The following is a 22523-nucleotide window of genomic DNA, read 5'->3' on the forward strand; positions in this document are numbered from 1 at the left end:
ATCCGATCAATCACGGCGGAGGTGTGGCGGCGGCCTGTGACATTTGGGCTTTTGCATTACCGCACCGATATATAGAAGCTGACCTCAACGACGCCGTCGCTGATAGCATGAACCTCTCCGCTCCCTTTGTCCGCCGACCGGTCGGCACCACGCTGCTGTCGCTCGGGCTCGTGGTGGCCGGCGTCATCGCGTTTTTCAAGCTGCCGGTCTCGCCGCTGCCCGATGTCGATATTCCGACCATCCTGGTGCAGGCGGCGCTGCCTGGCGCCAGTCCCGCCGACGTCGCCTCCACCGTGGCGAGCCCGCTGGAGCGCCACCTCGGCCAGATCGCCAGCGTCACCGAGATGACCTCGCAGAGCTCGCTCGGCACCGCGCGCATCACGCTGCAGTTCGACATCGGCCGCGACATCAACGGCGCGGCGCGCGACGTGCAGGCGGCGATCAACGCGGCGCGCGCCGATCTGCCGACCAGCCTGCGCAGCAATCCGACCTATCGCAAATTCAACCCCGCCTCGGCGCCGATCCTGATCTACACGCTGACCTCGGACACGCTGACGCCGGCCGAGCTCTACGATGCCGCCTCCACCGTGCTGGCGCAAAAGCTGTCGCAGGTCGAGGGCGTCGGCGAGGTCTCGGTCGGCGGCGGCTCGCTGCCCGCGGTGCGGGTCGAACTCACGCCATCGGCGCTCTACAAATACGGCATCGGGCTCGAGGACGTGCGCGCCGCGCTGACCAGCGCCAATGCGCACAGCCCGAAGGGCGGCATCGATGTCGGCGGCCAGCGCTACCAGCTCTATGCCAACGACCAGGCCCGCAAGGCGGAGGACTACAAGCCGCTGGTGGTGGCCTACCGCAACGGCGCCGCGGTGCGCCTCACCGATGTCGGCGAGGTCATCGATTCCGTGGAGAATGCCCGCACGCTCGGCCTCGCCAACGGCAAGCCGGCGATCGTGATGATCGTGTACCGGCAGCCCGGCGCCAACATCATCAACATGGTCGACAAGGTGAAGGGCCTGATGCCGCAGCTGAAGGCCTCGGTCTCGCCGGCGATCGACATCACGCTGGCGGTCGACCGCTCGCAGACCATCCGGGCCTCGCTGCACGACGTCGAGATCACGCTGCTGGTCGCCGTCGCGCTGGTGATCCTGGTGGTGTTCGCGTTCCTGCGCAATGCGCGCGCCACGCTGGTGCCGGTGGTCGCGGTCGGCGTGTCGCTGATCGCGACCTTCGCGGTGATGTACCTGCTCGGCTACAGTCTCGACATCTTCTCGCTGATGGCGCTGACGGTGGCGACCGGATTCGTGGTCGACGACGCCATCGTGGTGCTGGAGAACATCACCCGCCACATGGATGCCGGGATGTCGCGGCTGGAGGCGACGCTGCTCGGCGCCCGCGAGGTCGGCTTCACCGTGCTGTCGATGAGCGTGTCGCTGGTCGCGGTGTTCGTGCCGATCCTCTTGATGGGCGGCCTGGTCGGTCGCCTGTTTCGCGAATTCGCCATGACGATCACGATCGCGGTCGTGATCTCGCTGGTGGTCTCGCTGACCACGACGCCGATGATGTGCTCGGTGCTGTTGCGGCGCGAACACGGCGAACAGCACGGACGGATCTACCGGATCAACGAGTGGATGTTCGAGACGATGCTGGCCGGCTACCGGCGCACGCTCGGCATCGCGCTGCGCCATCCGTTGCTGGTGATCCTGATCCTCGGCACCACGCTCTACATGAACTTCCATCTCTACGCGGTGGTGCCGAAGGGCTTTGTGCCGCAGCAGGACACGGGCCTGCTGATCGGCTCGATCCAGGCCGACCAGAGCACCTCGTTCCAGTTGATGAAGGCGAAGCTCACGCAGTTCATCGAGATCGTCAAAACCGATCCGGCGGTGGCAACCGCGGTCGGCTTCACCGGCGGCGGTGGCGGCCCGGGACCGGGCGGCGCTACCAACACCGGCACGGTGTTCGCCTCGCTGAAGCCGATCGCCGAGCGCAAGCTGCGGGCCGACCAGGTGATCGAGCGGCTGCGCGGCCGGCTCGCGGAAGTCGCCGGCGCCACGCTGTTCCTGCAATCGATCGGCGACCTCGGCGCCGGCGGACGCTCCGGCAACGCGGCCTATCAATACACGCTGCAGGGCTCGACCGTCGAGGAGCTCAACGAGTGGACGCCGAAGCTCGTCTCGGCATTGCAGAAGGAGCCGACGCTGGCCGACGTCAACAGCGATCAGCAGAACAAGGCGCTGCAGACCAATCTGGTGATCGATCGCGACCAGGCGTCGCGCCTCGGCCTCACGGTGAGCCAGCTCGACAATACGCTTTACGACGCGTTCGGGCAGCGCCAGGTCTCGACCATCTTCGTCGCGCGCAACCAGTACCACGTCATCATGGAGGTGGCGCCGCGCTACTCGCAGGATCCGGAGACCTTAAAGCAGGTCTACATCTCGACGTCGGGCGGATCGGCGAGCGGCTCGCAGGCGACCAACGCGGTGGCCGGAACGACCGCCTCGTCGTCGCAGAAGAGCTCGGTCTCTTCGGTCGCCGCCAGTGTGGTGCGCAACCAGGCCAACAACTCGATCGGCGCGACCGGCAAGGGCGTCGCCTCGACCGGAACCGCGGTCAGCACCAACCAGGAGACCATGATCCCGCTGTCGAGCGTCGCCCGCTTCGAGCACGGCGTGACGCCGCTTTCGGTCAACCACCAGGATCTCCTGGTCGCGAGCACGATCTCGTTCAACCTGGCGCCGGGCGCCTCACTGAGCACGGCGACCACGGTGATCGACAACACGATGCGCGCGATCGAAGTGCCGTCGGACATTCATGGCGGATTTTCCGGCCAGGCCAAGATTTTCCAGCAGTCGATGGCGAACGAGCTGTATGTGATCCTCGCGGCATTCGCCATCATCTACATCTCGCTCGGGATGCTCTACGAGAGCTACATCCACCCCTTGACGATCCTTTCCACCCTGCCCTCCGCCGGCGTCGGCGCGGTGGCGGCGCTGATGCTGTCGCACACCGATTTCGACATCATCGGAGCGATCGGCGTCATCCTCCTGATCGGTATCGTCAAGAAGAACGCGATCATGATGATCGACTTCGCGCTCGACGCCGAACGCCAGCGCGGGCTGTCGTCGCGGGATGCGATCTATGAAGCCTGCCTGATGCGGTTCCGGCCGATCATGATGACGACGCTCGCCTCGCTGTTCGGCGCGGTGCCGCTGATGATCGGCTTCGGCGAAGGCAGCGAGCTGCGCCAGCCGCTCGGCATCGCGATCTTCGGCGGGCTGATCCTGAGCCAGATCCTGACACTCTATACGACGCCGGTGGTCTATCTCTATCTCGATCGCGCGCGGCTCTGGAGCCAGCGGCGGCGCGAGGCGCGCCGTGCGCGGCGGGCGGCTGTGAGCCGGGCCGGTCGTTGACAGGCCGACGCCGATGTTGCCAACTTGGAGTCTTCGCCGAAAGGGACGAAACCCGTGACCGTCGCGCCGGAACTCGCAGTCTCGCGCTGGTTCAACAGCGAGCCGCTGACATTGGCCGCGCTACGCGGCCGGCCCGTGCTGCTGCATGCGTTCCAGATGCTGTGCCCGGGATGCGTGTCGCATGGCACGCCGCAGACCCAGCGCGCGCATGAGCTGTTCAAACATTCCGACTTGCAGGTGATCGGGCTGCACACGGTGTTCGAGCACCACGCCGCGATGACGCCGGTGTCGCTGGAGGCCTTCATCCACGAGTACCGGCTGAGCTTCCCGATCGGCGTCGACGAGGCCGGCGACGGCACGCCGATCCCGCTCACCATGCAGCGCTACGGCATGCAGGGCACGCCGACCAGCATCCTGATCGGGCGCGACGGCACTATCGTGCACCACGGCTTCGGGCAGCAGAGCGACATGGCGCTGGGCGCGATCATCGCTGCCGAATTGGCTGCGCCGCACTGACGATGCCGGGCCGCCCCGGCTGCAACCCGGCTCATACGACTGCGTTATGACGGCGTCGCGCAATGCGTGCTAGCGTTTCGCCAATCGACGCGATCGCGACCGGGAGGTATCCGTGAAGACCTATCAGCTCTACATCAACGGCCAGTATGTCGACCCCGCCAATGGCGAGTGGTTCGAGACCATCGATCCCTATCGCGGCGAGGCGTGGGCGAAAATCCCGCGCGGCTCGGCGGCCGATGCCGACAGAGCGGTCAAGGCCGCCAACGAGGCGATGTGGCGCGGCCCGTGGGCGAACATGACGGCATCCGCCCGCGGCAAGGTGATGCGCAAGCTCGGCGACCTCGTCGCCGCCAATGCCGAGCGGCTCGCCGAGATCGAGGTGCGCGACAACGGCAAGCTGATGGCCGAGATGCTGGGCCAGGTCCGCTACCATTCCGAATGGTGGTGGTACTATGGCGGCCTCGTCGACAAGCTCGAGGGCGGCCTGGTGCCGATCGACAAGGCCGAGACCTTCGCCTACACGACGCACGAGCCGGTCGGCGTGGTCGCGGCGCTGACCGCGTGGAATTCGCCGCTGTTGTTCGTCGCCTGGAAATGCGCCGCCGCGCTCGCCGCCGGCTGCGCCGTCGTCGTCAAGCCGTCGGAATTCACCTCGGCCAGCACGCTGGAATTCGCAGGCCTGACCAAGGAGGCCGGGATTCCCGACGGCATCTTCAACGTGGTGACCGGCTTCGGCCCCGAGGCCGGCTCCGCGCTGATCTCGCATCCCGGCGTCGCCAAGATCACCTTCACCGGATCGGACACGACCGGCGCCAAGGTCTACGAGACCGCGGCGAAGAGCCTGAAGCGCGTATCGCTCGAGCTTGGCGGCAAGTCGCCCAACATCGTGTTCGAGGATGCCGATCTCACGGCGGCCGCGGCCGGCGCGATCTCCGGCATCTTCGCCGCGACCGGCCAGACCTGCATCGCCGGCTCGCGCCTCTTGGTGCAGAGCTCGATCAAGGAGAAATTCGTCGAACGCGTGCTGGAGCTGGCGAAATCCGCCAAGATCGGCGATCCCATGAAGTCCGACACCAATATCGGCCCGGTCACGACGCCGGCGCAGTACAAGAAGGTGCTCGACTACATCGATATCGCGAAGGCCGAGGGCGCGCGCTGCCTGCTCGGCGGCAAGCCGGCGTCGGGCGACGGCATCCAGGGCGGCCAGTTCGTCGAGCCGACCATCTTCACCGACGTCGACAACACGATGCGGATCGCGCGCGAGGAAGTGTTCGGCCCGGTGCTGTCGATCATCGCCTTCGACACCGAGGAAGACGCGATCCGGATCGCCAACGACACCATCTACGGCCTTGCCGCCGGCATCTGGACCAGGGACCTCGCCCGCGCCATCCGCGTGCCGAAGCAGCTGCGCGCCGGCACGGTGTGGGTCAACACCTACCGCGCCATCAGCTACATGATGCCGTTCGGCGGCATGAAGCATTCCGGCGTCGGCCGCGAAAGCGGCATCGACGCGGTGCGCGAATATCAGGAGACCAAGAGCGTCTGGATCTCGACGGCGACGGACGTGCCGGCCAATCCGTTCGTGATGCGGTGATCGGGCGATCCATGCTCAATGCGGCATGGGCAAGGCGATCGCCTTGTCCTTGCCGCGATCGCCGACCCACAACGTATCGCCGGCCGGCTCGATGGCCGTCGGCTGCGTGAGGCCGTCGAGAATGGTGACGACGGTCGCCTGATCGCCGTTGACCGTGATCGCGCTGGCGCGGCCATTCTTGTTTTCCGCAACGTAAAGCTTGCCGCCATGGGCGCGCATGCCGTCCGGTCCCTTGATCGGCCGGTCCGGCCAGATCTGCACGGGCGGCGCCGCCTTGCCGGTTTGATCCAGCGGAATCCGGTACAGATTGTTCGAGATCACGTTGTTGACGTAGAGCTCGTTGCCCAGGAAGGCGATGCCGTCGATGCCATCGAGGGTACGGTCCTGGATCAGCAACTCGGGCTCCGAGGCACCCGGCTTGAGGCGAAAGATTCGGCTGCCGAAGGTATCGCTGATGTAAAGCGCGCGATCCGGACCGATCGTAAAATCGTTGCAGAGATTGGTGTCACCGGGCAGCGGCCAACGCAACTTCGGTGCAGCGCTGGTCAGATCGAAGCTGCGCAGGATCGAATGGCGATCCTTGGCGCCGGGGACACCGATGATCTCACAGGCCCATAGCGTGTCGGTCGCCGCATCCGCCAGGACGCCGAGAAAGCTCACATTGCTGCCATCTCCGCTCGCGTCGACGAAGACGTCCGCACGGGTCGCGCCCGTAGCCGCGCGGTAGATCACCGGCTTGCTGGCGCTGCCGAGAATCAATGCACCGTCGGGCGTCGCCGTCACGCTCTCCGGCTGTGACTGCGGATCGGTCGTCACGACCAGCTTGGGCTCGGCCGCCACCGCGCTGGAGCAAACCAGTGCAGCGGCGCACAGCAGCAGGGAGAAGCGCATGATCATTTCCCGCTAGTTGGTGTGGCTGATCGCCCAGACATAGGCCGACACCGCAGCAACGTCGGCATCCGACAGTTCGGCGCCGCCCTTCGGCGGCATGGCGCCGCTGTAGTTGCGCGGACGCGGCACGCCGCTGGTCACGGTCTTGGTGATCGCCGCAAGACTGCCGTCGCCGAACACCCAATTGCCGGACGCGAGATCTGGACCGACCGATGTCCCCTTTGCATCGGACCCGTGACAGCCACTGCAGGTCCCGTTGCTGGCTTCGCCGTGGAAGATACGGTCGCCAAGCGCGACCTGGTCCTTGGTGGCGCCAGGCGGCACCGGAAGATTCGGCGTGTCACGGCCGGCGTCTGCGTGCGTGCCTTCCGGCGGAACGGCCGCACCGCCCGGACCCACCGCCGTCGCGGGGGCCGGCGCTCCGGCCACCTTGGCGTTGGCGGGATCGCCACCGTAGGTCACGCGCCAGATGCGACCATGCACGTCGTCGGCAATGTAGACCGCGCCGTCCGGTCCCAGCGCAAGGCCGCTCGGCCGGAACGCGGCCCGCCCGGGATCCTTGTGGGCGCCTGCAAAGCCGTCCGCGAACACGACATAGTCTCCGGCGGCCTTGCCGTCCTTCATCGGCTGGAAGATGACGTCATAGCCGGCCTGGTCGCGGGGCGCGCGATTCCATGAGCCGTGGAACGCGATGAACGCACCGTCCTGGTACGGCTTCGGGAATTGCGTGCCGGTGTAGATCAGCAGGTCGTTGGGCGCCCAATGGCCGGGAAAGGCGGCGGCCGGTGCCAGCTTGTCGGCGCAGAGCCCGACCGTCTTGCCGCCGTCGCCGCCATATTCCGGCGCAAGCACCAGCTTCTTTTGATCCTGGTCGTAATAGCACTCGGGCCAGCCGTAATCGCCGCCTTGTTTCAGCTCGACGACCTCTTCGGCCGGCAGCTCGACGCCCTGCTCGACGGTGTAAAGCTTGGACCAGTTCTGCGACAGCTGATCGCGGCCGTGCTGCGTGACATAAAGCCGGCCCTCCCGATCGATGCCATATCCTTCGCCATTGCGGATGCCGGTTGCGTAGCGCTCGGCCGCCGAGAAGGCCTGATCGGTTTTGCTGGCATCGTAGCGCCAGGTGCCGGCGCGCGTCTCGAGCTCGGTGCAGGGCTTGTGGCCCGGCGAGAGCGGCATGCGATTGTCGGCCTGGCAGGCATTGGTCGCCGATCCCAGGTCGACGAACAGATTGCCTTTGGCATCGATGATGAACGGATGCATCGGATGATCGCCGGTCAGCGGCATGCCGGACACCACGGTTTTCGCTTCGCCCGCCGGCGCGATTTCGCCGGGCACGCGGGCGTAGCGGACGATCTTGTCGTTCAGCTCGGCATAAACCGCATTGTTGTAGACGGCGATCCCGGTGCCGCCGGCTGCGCCTGCGGCCTTATCCGGGCCGAACCGTTGCACGACGTCGGCCCTTCCGGTGCCCCTTGAGTCCTTGAGCGCGAGCAGGAATCCACCGGGCGGCGGCGCATCGTTGTGATAGTAGCGACCGCTCCAGGTGTTGGCATAGACGACGTTGTCATCGGTGACCGCGAGATGGCGAACGTGGCCGAGATTGTCGGCAAAGATCGTCGCGCAGAACCCGGGCGAGAGCGTGATGCCGGCATCCTGGTTCTGACACTCCGCGGCAGCCGCGCCACGGGGGGCAATCACTGCGGCGAGAGCGAGAGCAAAGATCGCCGGGCAACCCTTGATGCTGATGTGGATGCGCTTGCTTGACGACATCTTGTCTCCCCATTTTCTTGTGCTGTCGGAACTCGCGCTGGCTCGTACGGCTGGCGTTATCTCCCACAATATACAGCGCTGATGTTGAAACGCCGACACGCTGAAACTGCATGCCATCTCGGCGTCAAACCTTCGTGATCAAAGGTTCAACGGCGGGTCGAGCCTGCTTGCGTCTCAGCCCTTGGCCGGGCTCGGCACGCCGCCGAACAATCGCGCCTGCTCTGCACGCGCATCATCGACGATGCGGGTCGTCGCGGTCTCGATCGCATCGCGCAGGCGGGCCATGAACTCGTCGCGCGGCAGGCCCGGCGGCAGCGGATCGAGAAATTCGACCACCAGCGTGCCGGGATAACGCATGAAGGTGCGGCGCGGCCAGAACAGGCCGGAATTGAGCGCGATCGGCAGGCACGGCACGCCGCTCTCGGCATAGATCTGCGCGACGCCGGCCTTGTAGGCAGGCGGCGCACCGGGCGCGGTACGGGTGCCTTCCGGAAAGATCACGAGCTGGCGGCCGAGCTTCACCTCGGCCGCGGCGCGCTTCAGCGTCTTGATCAGCGAGCGCGGGCCGCCGCCGCGCTCGACCGAGATCATGCCGGCCTTTTTCAGGTACCAGCCGAACACCGGGATCATGATCAGCTCGCGCTTGAGGATGAACAGCGGGTGCGCAAAGAAGCGCACCAGCGCGAAAGTCTCCCAGAACGACTGATGCTTGGAGGCGATGATCAGCGGGCCCTGCGGAATCTTTTCGAGGCCGCGGAATTCGATCCGGATGTTGCAGACCACGCGCATCAGGAACAGGCTGGTGCTGGCCCACGCCGCTTCCAGCGCCATCAGCGCGCTCCGCGGCAGCAGCAGCGTCGGCAGCGCGACGATGCAAAGCAGCACCAGCACCAGATAGAACAGCACGTTGAAGATCAGCGAGCGCAGGAAGATCGACGTCATTCTCAACGACTGTCCTTTGTAGTATCCGCCGGCATTCCGGGACGGTGCGAAGCATCGAACTCTGGTGCGCACTTGCGCACCAGAGAATCTCGAGATTCCCTGTCTGGTGCTTGCGCACCATCCCGGAATGACGGTGCCAATATCATCAATTCGCCTGCGCGGTGGCCGGGCGGCGCGGGGTAACCACCGGCTCGCCGAGATCGGAGGTCAGATCGAGCCCGATATCGGCCAGCCGCACCCGCAGCTCGGCGGCGACGTATTTGGCGTATTCCGATAGCAGGAGACGGAACGTCGCGCCACTCGTCCACCACGGCTCGTCGCGCCATTTGTCGCCGACCACGGCGAACGGGATCAGGGTGAGGTCGGGCATCGCATGCGACAGTTCCACGATCGCGCGCGGCATGTGGTAGTTCGAGGTCACCACGATCAGCGAGGTGAAGCCGCGCTCGCGCGCCCAGCGCCGTGTCTCCGCCGCATTGCTGCGGGTGTTGACCGCGGAACGGTCGAGATCGACGCAGCAGCGCAGCCATTTCTGCTGGCCTTCCGGCAGCGAGCGCGAGATATCGCTGACGTCGTTGGTCGGATGCACGCCCGAGATCAGCAGCCGCTTGCCGTAACCCGCGGCAAGCAGCTCCATCGCGTCCGACACCCGCGACGAGCCGCCGGTCAGCACCACGATGCCGTCGGCGTTGCGCGGCGGATCGGTCTCGACGCCGCGCAATTGCGACAGGAAGCTGACGAAGCCCACCGCCGCGGCGACGAAGGCCACCGCCAGCGTCGTGACGATGAGTGCGCGCAGCCAGCCGCGCGGACGCGCGGCACGGCCGTTCGGCAACGTCTCGTCGGACTGCGAGCTCATGTGATGCAGATATCCTTCCCCCGCCGGGATTTTAGAGCATGATCCGCAAAAGTGGAAACCGGTTTTGCCGCAACGGGCGGCAACATAAAGCGTGCAGGATCACCGTCCGGCAACCCTTCGAAACCGCGACACCGCCCACAGTCTCAATCGATGTCATCGAGCGTCGCAAACAGCGTGCGCCGCGACGCCCATGCCGTGATCGCAGCGATCACCACTGCCTGTAGCGCCAGCACCAGATAGCCCGACGGACGCAGCGAGAAGGTGCCGAGCAGCGCCGCGAACTGGTCGCCTACCGGCGTGCCGGAGAACCAGTTGGCGATCGACTCCGAGAAGCCGAACGCCAGCATCGCCGCACCGCCGCCGATCAGCCCGCCTTCGAGGCCGAGCCTGAGGAAATGCCGCAGGAAGCGGTTGGCGATGTAGGTGTCGCCGGCGCCGACGAAATGCAGCACCTCGACGATCGGCCGGTTCGCCGCCATCGCGCCGCGGGTGGCAAACGAGACCGAGATGATGGTGGCGATGATGACGAGCCCGAGGATGCCGAGGCCGGCAAACACCGTGGCCCCGCTCATCGAGCGCATCCGTTCGATCCAGGCGCGGTGATCGTCGACGCTCGCGGTCGGCGCCGCCTGCGTCACCCGCGCGCGCAAGCCTGCGAGATCGAGCGTGGTGCCGGGCTGCAGCCGCGCCACGATGACGCGGGGCACCGGCAGCTCGTCGATCGAGAGCCCACTGCCGAGCCATGGCTCCAGCAGTTTCGCGGACTCCTCCTTGCTGAACGGACGCACCTCGACGATGCCGGACTGCGCCCGCATCGCGTCCGCCGCGGCCTGCGAATCGCGGTCGAGATCGCGGCCGGGCGCGGGCCGCACCTGGATCGTGATCTCGCTCGAGACCTCCGATTGCCATTCCGCGGCCGACGCGCTGACCAAAAGCACGGTGCCGGTGGTCAGCGACGCCAGGAAGGTCATGATCGCGACGACGGCGACCAGCGCGCGGCCGGAGATCGAGGCGCGCGGCACGATCGGCGACATGTTGCGCGCCATCGCCGGGAGCTGCGGACGCTCGCGCCCGAGATCGACCAATGAGACCTGCTCGTCGCCGCTCCTACTCATAGATGTGCAGCCGTCCCTGATGCAGCACCAGCCGCCGCGCCTCGTATTGATCCATCAGCGTGATGTCGTGGGTCGCTATGATGACCGCGGTGCCCGATTTGTTGAGCTCGATGAACAGCCGCAGCAGGCGGCGCCCGAGCGTCGGGTCGACGCTGCCGGTCGGCTCGTCCGCCAGCAGCAGCTGCGGCCGCGAGATCACCGCGCGGGCGATCGCCGCGCGCTGCTTCTCACCGCCCGACAGGATCGGCGGCAGCGCATCCATCCGTTCGCCGAGCCCGACCCATTTCAGCAGGTCGATCACCTCGCGGCGATAGCTCGATTCCTCGCGCCCCATCACCCGGAACGGCAGCGCGACATTTTCATAGGTCGTCATGTGGTCGAGCAGGCGGAAATCCTGCAGCACGATGCCGATGCGTTTGCGCAAATCGGCGACCTGGTCCTTGGAGAGCAGCGAGACGTCGTGGCCGAACAGATTGACCAGCCCGCGGGTCGGCCGCAGCGACAGGAACAACAGCCGCAGCAACGAGGTCTTGCCGGCGCCCGACGGGCCGGTCAGGAACTGGAACGAGTGCGCCGGCACCGTGAAGGAGAGGTCGCGCAAAATCTCCGGGCCAAGCCCGTAACGCAGACCGACATGTTCGAACCGAACCAAGCGCTAGCTCCGTTCGAGAGGGCCGACAGCCCAATACCCCGCACAATGGCCGCCGCGACCGGCCGACCGGCCGCGAAAGGCACAAAGGGGTTGTGCGTCGGTTATGGTTTCCGATTCGTTAACGGTCGCTAAGTAGCATCGAGGCAGAGTCACGGTCGAGATTCGGCTCCATGCAGATCGTTTGCCCACATTGTACAACATCCTACGCCGTTAAGCCGTCCACCCTGGGCGAGACCGGACGCACCGTCCGCTGTTCCCGCTGCAAGGAGGTCTGGCTGGCCCGGCCCGAGGACGCGCTGGAGGAGACGGTTTCGGCCATGGCGGCGGCCGGCCCATCCGCCGGCTCCGACCTCGCCACCGAATGGGAGGCGATGGGCCAGGCGGAGGCTGACGAAACCCCGGTGGTCGACAGCCCCTCGATCTCGGCCGACTGGCCGGCCGAGGACGCCGCCGGGTGGCCGCAGGTCGCCAAGGAGGATGCCGAGGCCCATGCCGGTGTCGAGGGCGCGACCGGAACCCGGCGCCGTCTCGGGCTGCCCCGGCTTCGGAGCCTGTTCCGCCTGCCGTCGCTGCCCCGGATCCGCTTCCTGCCCCAAATCGGCGCGCTGCCGACCACCTGCGCGGCGATGGCCGCGCTGATCATCGCGCTGGTGGTCTGGCGCAGCGACGTGGTGCGCCTGCTGCCGCAGACGGCGCTGTTCTACAGAATGGTCGGACTCGACGTGAATCTGCGCGGGCTCGCCTTCAAGGACCTCAAGATCACCAACGAGACCGTCGACGGCAAACCGGTGCTGGTGATCGAGGGCATGATCGTGGGGCAGACCCGCAAGCCGGTCGAGCTGCCGCGGCTGCGCTTTGCGGTGCGCGACACGCAGGGCGCCGAAATCTACGCCTGGAACGCGGTGTTGGAGCAGTCGGTGCTGAACCCCGGCGAACGCGCCTATTTCAAGTCGCGCCTCGCCTCGCCGCCGCCCGAAGGCCGCAATATCGACGTACGTTTCTTCAACAAGCACGATCTCGGCGGCGGCCGCGCCTGAGCCTGCGAGCGCCTATGCAAACCAATCGACCCTCATGCCCCGCGTCCTGATTGCCGACGACGAAGACTCGATGCGCTCGCTGGTGGCGCGCGCGATCGCAATGGACGGCCACGAGATCGTCACCGCGCAGGACGGCGCCGAGGCGCTGGAGATCCTGACCCGCGAAGCGGGCGCGTTCGACCTGTTGCTGACCGACATCCAGATGCCCGTGATGGACGGCATCGCGCTGGCGCTGACTGCGGCGCGCGATTTCCCGCAACTGAAGATCCTGCTGATGACCGGCTTCGCCGCCCAGCGCGAACGCGCCTCGGGCCTGGAAGCGATCGTGCACGACGTGGTGACAAAGCCATTCGCGGTGGCGGATATCCGCACCGCGGTGGCGGATGCGCTGGCGGCGCGGAAGTCACCGTGAGGTGAGCACCCTACCCGGGCTCCCTCCCCCCTTGCGCTAGGGGATTCCCGGATTTTGTGACTGTGTAGCAAGGGCATAGCCGTCGAGTGTTGCGGCAAGGCGGTTCCAGCCGTCGCGCATGGTCTTTGGTCCTGGAGGCTTGTAGTAGCAATTCCATCCGCCGAGACGGGCCGCGATCCATGAGACGAAGGCAAGCGAGCCGATAGGATGCGGGTTTTTCTGCCGTAGCGTTTTGCCCTCGAGCTTTTTTGACAGGTGCTCGAGCGCGACGGCGAAGCTTTCGTCAATGACATCGGTTGCCGGGCGGAGGCTGCCGTCTCTGGCATCGACAAGCTGGATCGTCCGAATCGCGCCAGCGAGCGCGATGGCGGTCAGATTAAACATCCGCTCGGCGTCGACGACTTGGCTGTCGTCGAGGGCCAAGCCGTCGCTCTTGAGGGCGCGGAAGACTTGTTCGATGCGCCAGCGCAAGCGATAGAGGCGGACGACGTGTTCAGCCTCGGTCGCACAAGTGACGGTGCGGGTCGTGAGTAGGCGCCACAACAACGGCGTCTTGCCTGACGGCGCATCGACCTCTCGTGCTTCCACCAAGGTGAGTTCGACGCTGCCGGCCGCCTCGGATTGCCCCAGACTTTGTGAGCGGGCGATGTGCACCGAGCCCGCGCGGAGTTCGACGGTCGCGACGCGCCCTTTGTCACCAGGCCCGCGCGGCGCCACGCGGACCTCGCTTCTGCTCAGCACTTCAGCACTGGCAAGCGCCCCAAAGAGCGTTCCCCCACCGAGCAAAGATCGATCCTGACCGGCGCGCACGATCAGATCGAGCCGCTCCGGTTTGCGGGCAAACAGCAGGTAAATGTCGCTTTCGCGATCGGCCACCATTGTCACCTCGGCGGCATCGGACAGCACGCTTGCCGTGGCCTGACAGCCCAACAGCCAACGCGCCGATTCCTTATCCTCGATCGCGCGATTGCGGCGCGACGTGACGCGATCCGCAGACCGCGTCCAGATCGCCGCATCGACAAGACCGACCACGGCTTCGCTTTCGATATCGACGGCAATCACTGGATGGATGAAGAAGCCAGGGGTTTGGCCATCGCCGGCAGGTCCGAAGCCCCGCCGCTTCTTGTCACGACCGCCAAAATTGATCTCGGTCGTGTCCTGGACAGCCAGAATGCGGCGACCGGCGCATTGAACCGCAGTCCGCCCGGCCAACGTTTCCACAATCCGATCGACCGAAACATGGGGCGAAGACAGAAACCGATGCACGGCCTTCTCGCCCGCGCGCGTCTCCCCCAATTTGCGTAGCACCAGCGTCCCCGCCGTCGCCACCCGCTCGATCAGCCAATCAGCCCGCTCCGCAACCCGAACATCGCCAAAAGACATCGCAGGCCTCTCGTCCAAACAGGTCGAAAGGCCTTGAATCACATTCACAAACTCCGGGGAATCACTTTCGGGGCTCCCGTAGCCCCCCTTGCGGGGGAGGGTTGGGGGAGAGGGGTACCACACGACGTGCTCTCTCCACCTGTCTAAGCCCGATCAGAATTGCCAAGGCCGCGCTCCATCGATCATCGCGCCCGGGGCCACCCCTCTCCCCAACCCTCCCCCGCAAGGGGGGAGGGAGCCGGACCAATGTGCTCACCTCACTTGCGCGATTGACGACATTGGCGTGACGCTTGCCGCTCAATAATCCTTCAGCAGCCGTTCGAGATAGTCGAGCTCGATCTGCGGCCGTGACGGGTCGGCGAGGCGGCGGCGCATTTCCTCGAGGATGCGGCGGACGCGCTGCACATCGATCTCACCGGGGATCTTCACCGTGTAGTCGTCGCCGAGTTCGCGGCCGTGCAGCGGCCGGCCCAGCGGATCGGTCTGGTTGCCGCCGGCCTTCTGGCGGCCGCGACCATTGGCGTCGCCCGGCTGGTCGCCATCGCCCGGCTGCATGGCGTCGGCGAGGTCCTTGGCCCCCTTGCGCAACGCGTCCAGGGCGCGGCCTTGCGAATCCACCGCGCCATCGGCATTGCCTTCGCCTAGCCGTCCGCCGGCATCGCCCATCGCGGAATCGGCCTGGTCGAGGCCATCGCCGTCATCGCCCTGGTCGCCGTTTTCATCGCCCTGCTGCGCGGAATCGCCCTTTTGGCCTTTCTGGCCTTTTTGACCGCGCTGATCCGGCCCCATGCCGCGCTTGGCGAGCTCGTCCTGCAGCTTCTTCAGGCGGTCGCGCAGCGCCTGCTGGTCCTGCTGCAGGTCACCCATCGACTGCTCGCCCTGCTTGCCGCGCATGCGGTCACGGCGCGAATCCTGGCCCTGCTTGAAGGTCTTGTCGCGCAACTGCTGCTGCTTGCGGATCATGTCGCCGAGCTCGTTGAGCGACTGCTGCATGTCGTCGTCGCCCTGGCCGGGCTGCGCCATCTGCAGCCCTTCCATCAGCTCGTCGAGCTGCTTCAAGGCATCGAGCGCCGCCTCGCGGTCGCCGCGCTTGGCATCCCGCTCCATCTTGTTGAGCAGGCTGTCGAGGTCGCGCTGGGTCAGCATCTTGGTGTTGGGATCGAGCGGCCGGTTGAGCTGCTGCGGGTTGTTGCGGAACTGCTCGGCGAGCTGACGCAGATATTTGTCCAGCGCTGCGCGCAGGTTTTCGGTGAGCTTCTTGATCTCCTCGTCGGAGGCGCCACGCTCCAGCGCCTGCTTGAGCGCGTCCTGCGCCGCGCGCAGCGCCTTGTCGACGTCGGAGATGTTGCCATCCTCGATGGTGACCGCGAGCGCCCACAGGCTCGCGACGACGCCGCGGAGCTGGTCGTCGGTGCGCGCCGCCTCGAGCTCGCGGCTGACATCGTGGAGGCCGAGATAGTGGCCGGTCTCCGGCGTGAACAGCTCGGGCGCGATCATCAGCGCATCGAGCGCGGCGAACACCTGGCCGTTCTGGTTGGCGTCGAGTGCCAGGATCCGGCGTTGCTCGATCAGCGCGCGCGCCAGGGGCTTGGTGAACAGCCGCTCCGGCAGCCGCATGTTGAACGGCTCGCTCTTGCCCTCGTTGCCGGCCTCATCCTTGGCCGACAGCGTCAGCGTCATGTCGGCGCCGGCGTAAGGGTCCTCGCTCAGATCCTTGACCATCTGGCCAACGCCGTTGCGGGTGCGCGCATTCGGCAGCACCAGCGCGAATTGCGGCGGCTCGAACAGCGGCCGGACTGGCTGCGCCTTGTCGTCGCGGCTGCCCGGATCCTTCGGCGCATCGCTCGGGCGCAGCGCGAACTGGGCATGGGCTTCGGTGATGCCGTAATCGTCGTCGAGCTTGTAGGACAGCTGCAGCGAACCCCGCGCCTGGCGCTCCGGATCCTTGGCCAGCGCAATGGTCGGCGGCCGGTCGGGGGTCGCGGTGAATTTCCACAACGGCTGGCCGGCCGGCGCGCGGACATGCGCGGTGCCGTCGCCGGCGATCTTGAAATGCCGCTCGCTGGTGCCCTTGGGCGCTTCTTCGCCGGCCGCGATTTCGGTCACGCCGCCGCCGGCGACGACATCGATGGTGCCGCCGCTGGAGCGCACCAGCAGCGTGCTGCCGGCGGGCACCGCGAGCGGACTATTGTCGGCCGCGTTGGCATCCTTGTTGGCGTTCGACAGGATGATCGGCGGCTTGCCGGTGTAGTTCGGCGGCGTCACCCAGGCATCGACCCGGACGTTCGCGGGCGCCATAATGCCGTTCCAGTCGAAGGCGGAGGCGATGCGCAGGCCGCGCTCGTCGCCGGCCGCGACATAGGTCGCGAGCAGCAACACGATCACCAGCGCGCGCAGCGCCCAGGGATCATGCAGCGAAACCCGCGGCTTCGGCAGGCCGGCCCGGATCCGCTTGATCGAGGCCAGCGTACGCTCGCGCTGCGCCTGCCACAAAGCCAGCGCAAACGGATCCTGGTTGGTCAGCGTGTCGGACAGTGTGGTCGCCGGGCGATGGCGGATACCGGCGCCGCGATCGAGCCGGCTCAGGCCCTCGTCGCGGGTCGGCCAGCGGAAGCGCACCAAAGGCGACAGCGCGGCAAGGGCTGCGACGGCGAACAGCGCAATGCCGGCCAGCCGTGCGGCAAACGGCAGCACCAGCCACAGCCCGGCCCAGGACGCCACCAGGAACAGGCCAGCGACCGTAAGGAACCGCGCCAGATCCGGCCAGGCTCGTTCCCACGCGATTGCGAATTTGGCCCGCTGCAGCGCTTCGGTCAGTTTCAGCCGCGCCAGCGCGTCGCGGTCGCGCAGGTCGCGTGAGGCGCTGTCTGACGGGTCGATGTTGGCACCGCTCAATAAAATCTCCGGGGTAGCCGGCAGAACAGCCTAGCACAGCGGCGCCATTGAGGCACCCGCTTGGCGACGTAACCCACACCGGGAAATACGCATAACACCAAGACGTGACTGCGGCGGTTCGACCCCGTAACGTCCCGGGCGAACCAGCCTTAACCTATGAGGAAACGTCATGGACCAGAAAACGCACGACAAGGGGCTCGAGATCCGCAAGGCGGTGCTCGGCGAGGCCTATGTCAACAACGCGCTGAAGAACTCCGACAGCTTCAACAAGCCGTTCCAGGAACTGGTCACCGAATATTGCTGGGGCGCGGTGTGGGGCCGCGAGGAATTGCCGCGCAAGACCCGCAGCATGCTCAACCTCGCCATGATCTCGATCCTCAACCGCCCGCACGAGCTGAAGGCGCACATCAAGGGCGCGCTGACCAACGGCGTGTCCCGCGACGAGATCCGCGAGATCTTCATGCAGGCGTCGATCTATGCCGGCATTCCCTGCGGCGTCGACAGTTTCCGGATTGCGCGCGAAGTGTTCGCCGAGCTCGACGGCAAGGCGTGAGCGGCACGCCACCTCCACATCGTCGTCCTGGCGAAAGCCAGGACCCATAACCACCGAATGTAATCGTTACGAAGACCGTGGCCCCAGCAAACTGTAACAAGCAGCATTTGGGGTAATGGGTCCTGGCTTTCGCCAGGACGACGTCGAGTTGCGAAACGCGACGTCACGCAATGACGAAGAGAGAGAACACCACCATGGACATCGGATTCATCGGCCTCGGGAAGATGGGCTTCCCGATGGCGCGCCGGCTGATCGAGGCCGGCCACAAGCTCACCGTGTTCGACACCAGCAAGGCTGCCGTCGAAAAGCTCACGGCTCTCGGAGCGGAAGCCGCGACGTCGCCGAAGCACGTCGCCGACCGGGTCGAGACCGTGATGGCGAGCCTGCCCTCGCTGCAGGCCTCGCTCGAGGTCGCGACTGGCCCAGGCGGCGTGATCGAGGGCACGCGCGTCAAGCGCTTCATCGATCTCTCCACCGTCGGCTCGCAGATGGCGGTGAAGATCTACGATCTGCTGGCAAGCAAGAACATCGTGCAGATCGACAGCCCGGTGTCCGGCGGCGTCGCCGGCGCCGAGAAGGGCACGCTGGCGGTGATGGTGTCGGGGCCGAAGGCCGATTTCGAGTTGCTCAAGCCCGCACTCGACGTGATCGGAAAAGTGTTCTTCATCGGCACCAAGCCGGGCTCCGGCCAGACCATGAAGCTCGCCAACAATTTCCTGTCCGCGACCGCGATGGCCGCGACCTCGGAAGCGGTGGTGATGGGCGTCAAGTCGGGGCTCGATCCGGCGGTCATGATCGACGTCATCAACGCCGGCTCCGGGCTGAACACCGCGAGCCGCGACAAGTTTCCGCGCGCGGTGCTGCCGCGCAGCTTCGATTTCGGCTTTGCCACCGGCTTGATGGTGAAGGACGTGCGGCTCGCGGTCGAGGAGATGCGGCAGCTCGGGCTCTCGATGGAAGTTGCGGAAGCCGTCGGCCGGCTCTGGGAAGTGATCATCCGCGAGGAAGGCCCGGAGTCGGACTTCACCGCCGCGATCAAGCCGATCGAGAAGGCGGCGGGTGTGATCGTCGGCGGGGGAAAGGGCAGTCACGCTGCCAAATAGTCGTTGCGTAGGATGGGTGGAGCGCAGCGATACCCATCAACTTGCTTCCGCGTGGTGAGATGATGGGTATCGCTTCGCTCCACCCATCCTACGATTTCGTGCATCGATCACGAAAACAACCCCTGCGCGCTTTCCACGCCTTCACCCTTGAGTTGTCATCTCCGTCGGCTATCCTTCCTGCCCCATAACGACAAAAATCGGGGAGGATCAAATGAGACGTCATCCGTCCACTCTCGTCGGCGCGACCATGGCCCTGCTTGGCGGTGTCGCGATCGGAAGCTCGCCGGCAATGGCGACCCCGTGCAGCAATCTGCAATCCTTGCAGCTGCAACACACCGTGATCAATTCGGCGACCGACAACACCACGGGCACTTTCGTCGCACCCGGCGCCCCGCCGACCACCATCACCGGCCTGCCACCATTCTGCCGGGTCATCGCGACGCTGACGCCGAGTTCGGATTCCGCCATCAAGATCGAGGTCTGGCTGCCCGAAAGCGGCTGGAACGGCCGATTCCTCGGCACCGGCGGCGGCGGGTTCCAGGGCGTGATCACCTACAGCGAGCTCGCCACCGGCATCAAAGCCGGCTTTGCCGCGACCAACAGCGATCTCGGCACCGGGTCCTCGGGGTGCAGCCCGCTGTTCTGCGGTTCTGACGGCAACATGGGCAATCCGCTCGCCATCGCATACGGCGATCCGGCCTCACCCTCGACCGGCCTGTTCGGGCATCCCGAGCGGATCAAGGATTTCGGCTACCGCGCGATCCATCTGATGACCGTGCGCGGCAAGGAGATCGTCAACGCGTTCTACCGGCAGCGCTCCAACAAGGCCTATTTCGCCGGCTGCTCGACCGGCGGCCAGAATGCGCTGATGGAGGCGCAGCGCTTCCCCGACGACTATGACGGCATCCTGGCCGGCGCGGCGGCGTTCAACCGTACCCATTTGCACATGGCGGGACTTGCCGGCTGGCAGAACACCCATGCGAGCCCCGGCCGGCTGATCCAGCCCGGCCAGATGACCCTGATCAACCAGGCCGTGCTCAAGCAGTGCGCCGGCCATGACGGCGGCACCGCCACTGATCCGTTCCTGACCGATCCGCGCGACTGCCGGTTCGATCCGAAGCAGCTGTTGTGCTCAGGCGGCAAGTTGCCGCCGGCATGCCTCACGGCGGACCAGGTCACGACCATCCAAAAATACTACGCCGGAACGTTCGACGCGCACGGACAGCTGGTCAATCCGGGCTCCGAACGCGGCAACGAAACCGACGATGTGACCGCGCTCGGCCTGGCGTTCCAGGAGCAACTTCCGGAGCCGGCTTTCGACGGCCTGTTCTACTGGGTGTTCGGCCCGAGCTTCGGCTATCCGGCGAGCCGGACCAATTTTGCCAATTTCGATTTCGGCCGCGACCTCGACAAGGTCGACGACCAGCTTGCGGGCGTGCTGAATGCCACCAGCACCGATCTCGGTGAGTTCCGCGAGCGCGGCGGCAAGCTCCTCATGTATCACGGCTGGGCCGATCCGCTGATCCCCTCACAGAGCAGCATCAACTACTTCAATGCGCTGGTCGGCAACGAGGGCCGCGCCGTCCAGGAGGCCGGCTTCTTCCCGGGCGGCGGCAATTCAGGACTGCAGCGAACCCAGAACTACGCAAGACTGTTCATGGTGCCGGGGATGTACCACTGCTCCGGCGGGCCCGGCCCCAACACGTTCGATGCGCTGACCCCGCTGGTCAAATGGGTGGAGGGCGGCACAGCGCCGGACACCATCCTCGCCACAAAGTTCGTCGCCGATACGCCGCCCGCGGTGCAGATGACCCGGCCGCTCTGCGTCTTCCCCAAGGTCGCGCAGTACGACGGCAGCGGCAGCGCCAGCGCTGCGACGAATTTCAGCTGCGTCGTGCACGATACCGAGTTCAACCAGAAGCCGGCGCCCAAATACGGACCGTAAGGAAAGCGACGGGTCGGCCAAGCAACAACTGTCGTCCGGGCGAAAGCCGGGATTCATAACCACAGCTGTTCGCGGTTGGAATTAGCTGTGGCCCCAGCACAGCGCAACGACAAGGCTCGGTGGTTATGGGTCCCGTCGCCGGGACGACATCGAGAGTGAGGCGCCGCTAGCGCCTCACAGCCACGGTGCGGGCTTGTCCATCGCGATCAGCGCGTCGACGTCGATGCGCGGGCGGATCACGGCGTGCTGGTCGTCCTTGACCAGCACCTCCGGCACCAAGGCGCGCGTGTTGTAGGTGCCGGACTGCACCGCGCCATAGGCGCCGGCGGTCATGATCGCCATGAGATCGCCGGCCTTGGGCTGTGGCAGCGTGCGATCGAGCGCGAGGTAGTCACCGGTCTCGCAGACCGGGCCGACCACGTCGGCGATCATGGTCGGCATGCCGGGCACGGGCTGGCGTACCGGCAGGATGTCGTGATGTGCTTCATACAGCGTCGGCCGGATCAGATCGTTCATCGCGGCATCGATGATGACGAAGTTCTTGGCGTCGCCCGGCTTCACATAGATCACGCGGGTGACGAGGATGCCGGCATTGCCGACGATCATGCGGCCCGGCTCGAACATCAGCGTGCAGCCGAGATTGTGGGTCACGCGCTTGACCATCGCGGCATATTCGCCGGGCAGAGGCGGCGCGGCGCGGTCGAGATGATAGGGAATGCCGAGGCCGCCGCCGAAATCGATGTGCGAGATGTCGTGGCCGTCGGCGCGCAGCGTCTCGACGAACTCGGCGAGCAGACGGAAGGCGGCCTCGAGCGGCCCGAGATCGGTGATCTGGCTGCCGATATGCACGTCGGTGCCGGTGACCTTGATGCCCGGCAGCTTGGCGGCGCGGGCATAGACCTCGCGCGCCCGCGCCAGGGGAATGCCGAATTTGTTCTCCGATTTGCCGGTCGCGATCTTGGCATGGGTGCCGGCATCGACGTCGGGATTGACCCGCACCGAGATGCGCGCCGTTGTCTTCATCTCGACGGCGAGCCGCGACAGCAGCTCGAGCTCGGCTTCGGACTCGACGTTGATGCAGAGGATGTCGGCCGCGAGTGCGGCACGCAGCTCGCCCTCGGTCTTGCCGACGCCGGAGAACAGGATCTTCGACGGCGGAATGCCGGCCGCCAGCGCCCGCTTCAACTCGCCGCCGGACACCACATCGGCGCCGGCGCCGAGCTTGGCCAGCGTGCGCAGCACCGACTGGTTGGAATTCGCCTTCATCGCGTAGCAGACGACGGCCTTCTCGCCGGCGAAGGCTTCGGTGAAGACGCGGTAGTGCCGCTCCAGGGTCGCCGTCGAATAGCAATAGAACGGCGTGCCGACGGCCTCCGCCAACCCAATGAGATTGACCGCTTCGGCGTGCAGCACGCCGTTGCGATAGTCGAAATGGTTCAT

Annotated in this window: 17 protein-coding genes; 8 read left to right on the plus strand and 9 right to left on the minus strand. The window is 66.1% G+C overall.

Features of this window, described 5'->3' with window-relative positions:
• The first annotated feature begins 107 nt into the window (after positions 1 to 107).
• From IC762_RS31560 to IC762_RS31570, 3 genes are all read left to right on the plus strand, one after another.
• A complete protein-coding gene (locus tag IC762_RS31560; RefSeq protein ID WP_195785992.1) occupies positions 108 to 3413 on the plus strand; it encodes an efflux RND transporter permease subunit in 3306 nt (1101 codons plus the stop codon).
• A 54-nt stretch (positions 3414 to 3467) separates the two neighbouring features.
• Positions 3468 to 3929: a peroxiredoxin family protein gene (locus IC762_RS31565; protein ID WP_195785993.1), complete on the plus strand. Its 462-nt coding sequence runs from the start codon at positions 3468 to 3470 to the stop codon at positions 3927 to 3929.
• Between the two features lie 112 nt (positions 3930 to 4041).
• Positions 4042 to 5523: an aldehyde dehydrogenase gene (locus IC762_RS31570; protein WP_195785994.1), complete on the plus strand. Its 1482-nt coding sequence runs from the start codon at positions 4042 to 4044 to the stop codon at positions 5521 to 5523.
• 15 nt (positions 5524 to 5538) lie between these two features.
• Here the strand turns inward: IC762_RS31570 and IC762_RS31575 are convergent, their stop codons facing one another.
• From IC762_RS31575 to ftsE, 6 genes are all read right to left on the minus strand, one after another.
• Positions 5539 to 6414, minus strand: a complete 876-nt coding sequence (locus tag IC762_RS31575) for an SMP-30/gluconolactonase/LRE family protein (RefSeq protein WP_210338401.1) — start codon at positions 6412 to 6414, stop codon at positions 5539 to 5541.
• Positions 6415 to 6426: 12 nt separating this feature from the next.
• Positions 6427 to 8187 (minus strand): c-type cytochrome, encoded by a 1761-nt coding sequence (locus IC762_RS31580; RefSeq protein WP_195785995.1) that lies wholly within the window; start codon positions 8185 to 8187, stop codon positions 6427 to 6429.
• Between the two features lie 174 nt (positions 8188 to 8361).
• Positions 8362 to 9129, minus strand: a complete 768-nt coding sequence (locus tag IC762_RS31585) for a lysophospholipid acyltransferase family protein (RefSeq protein ID WP_195785996.1) — start codon at positions 9127 to 9129, stop codon at positions 8362 to 8364.
• Positions 9130 to 9274: 145 nt separating this feature from the next.
• Positions 9275 to 9988 (minus strand): YdcF family protein, encoded by a 714-nt coding sequence (locus tag IC762_RS31590; protein ID WP_195785997.1) that lies wholly within the window; start codon positions 9986 to 9988, stop codon positions 9275 to 9277.
• 143 nt (positions 9989 to 10131) lie between these two features.
• Entirely contained in the window at positions 10132 to 11103 is a 972-nt protein-coding gene (locus IC762_RS31595) for a cell division protein FtsX (protein WP_195785998.1), read from the minus strand.
• Entirely contained in the window at positions 11096 to 11755 is a 660-nt protein-coding gene (ftsE, locus tag IC762_RS31600) for a cell division ATP-binding protein FtsE (protein ID WP_195785999.1), read from the minus strand. Before ftsE ends, IC762_RS31595 begins: the two co-directional genes overlap by 8 nt.
• Positions 11756 to 11925: 170 nt before the next feature.
• On the opposite strand from ftsE, the gene IC762_RS31605 reads away from it, so the two are divergent.
• Both IC762_RS31605 and IC762_RS31610 read left to right on the plus strand, forming a co-directional pair.
• Positions 11926 to 12792, plus strand: a complete 867-nt coding sequence (locus IC762_RS31605) for an MJ0042-type zinc finger domain-containing protein (RefSeq protein ID WP_195786000.1) — start codon at positions 11926 to 11928, stop codon at positions 12790 to 12792.
• A gap of 34 nt (positions 12793 to 12826) precedes the next feature.
• A complete protein-coding gene (locus tag IC762_RS31610; RefSeq protein ID WP_195786001.1) occupies positions 12827 to 13204 on the plus strand; it encodes a response regulator in 378 nt (125 codons plus the stop codon).
• 36 nt (positions 13205 to 13240) lie between these two features.
• Here the strand turns inward: IC762_RS31610 and IC762_RS31615 are convergent, their stop codons facing one another.
• Positions 13241 to 14710: an IS4 family transposase gene (locus tag IC762_RS31615; RefSeq protein WP_210338402.1), complete on the minus strand. Its 1470-nt coding sequence runs from the start codon at positions 14708 to 14710 to the stop codon at positions 13241 to 13243.
• Positions 14711 to 14884: 174 nt separating this feature from the next.
• Positions 14885 to 17482, minus strand: coding sequence for a TIGR02302 family protein (locus IC762_RS31620; protein WP_195786002.1), 2598 nt, complete (start codon positions 17480 to 17482; stop codon positions 14885 to 14887).
• A 169-nt stretch (positions 17483 to 17651) separates the two neighbouring features.
• Here IC762_RS31620 and IC762_RS31625 point away from each other — a divergent pair, with 169 nt between their 5' ends.
• The 3 genes from IC762_RS31625 (at position 17652) to IC762_RS31635 (ending at position 21083) form a co-directional block, all read left to right on the plus strand.
• The gene (locus IC762_RS31625) at positions 17652 to 18035 is read left to right on the plus strand and encodes a carboxymuconolactone decarboxylase family protein (protein ID WP_195786003.1); all 384 of its coding nucleotides are present in this window, start codon (positions 17652 to 17654) and stop codon (positions 18033 to 18035) included.
• Between the two features lie 194 nt (positions 18036 to 18229).
• Positions 18230 to 19138 (plus strand): NAD(P)-dependent oxidoreductase, encoded by a 909-nt coding sequence (locus tag IC762_RS31630; protein WP_195790375.1) that lies wholly within the window; start codon positions 18230 to 18232, stop codon positions 19136 to 19138.
• A 211-nt stretch (positions 19139 to 19349) separates the two neighbouring features.
• Positions 19350 to 21083 (plus strand): tannase/feruloyl esterase family alpha/beta hydrolase, encoded by a 1734-nt coding sequence (locus IC762_RS31635; RefSeq protein WP_195786004.1) that lies wholly within the window; start codon positions 19350 to 19352, stop codon positions 21081 to 21083.
• Positions 21084 to 21257: 174 nt separating this feature from the next.
• On the opposite strand, the gene lysA is transcribed toward IC762_RS31635, so the two are convergent.
• Entirely contained in the window at positions 21258 to 22523 is a 1266-nt protein-coding gene (lysA, locus tag IC762_RS31640; RefSeq protein WP_195786005.1) for a diaminopimelate decarboxylase, read from the minus strand.

It is taken from the genome of Bradyrhizobium genosp. L, assembly GCF_015624485.1.
Classification (GTDB): domain Bacteria; phylum Pseudomonadota; class Alphaproteobacteria; order Rhizobiales; family Xanthobacteraceae; genus Bradyrhizobium.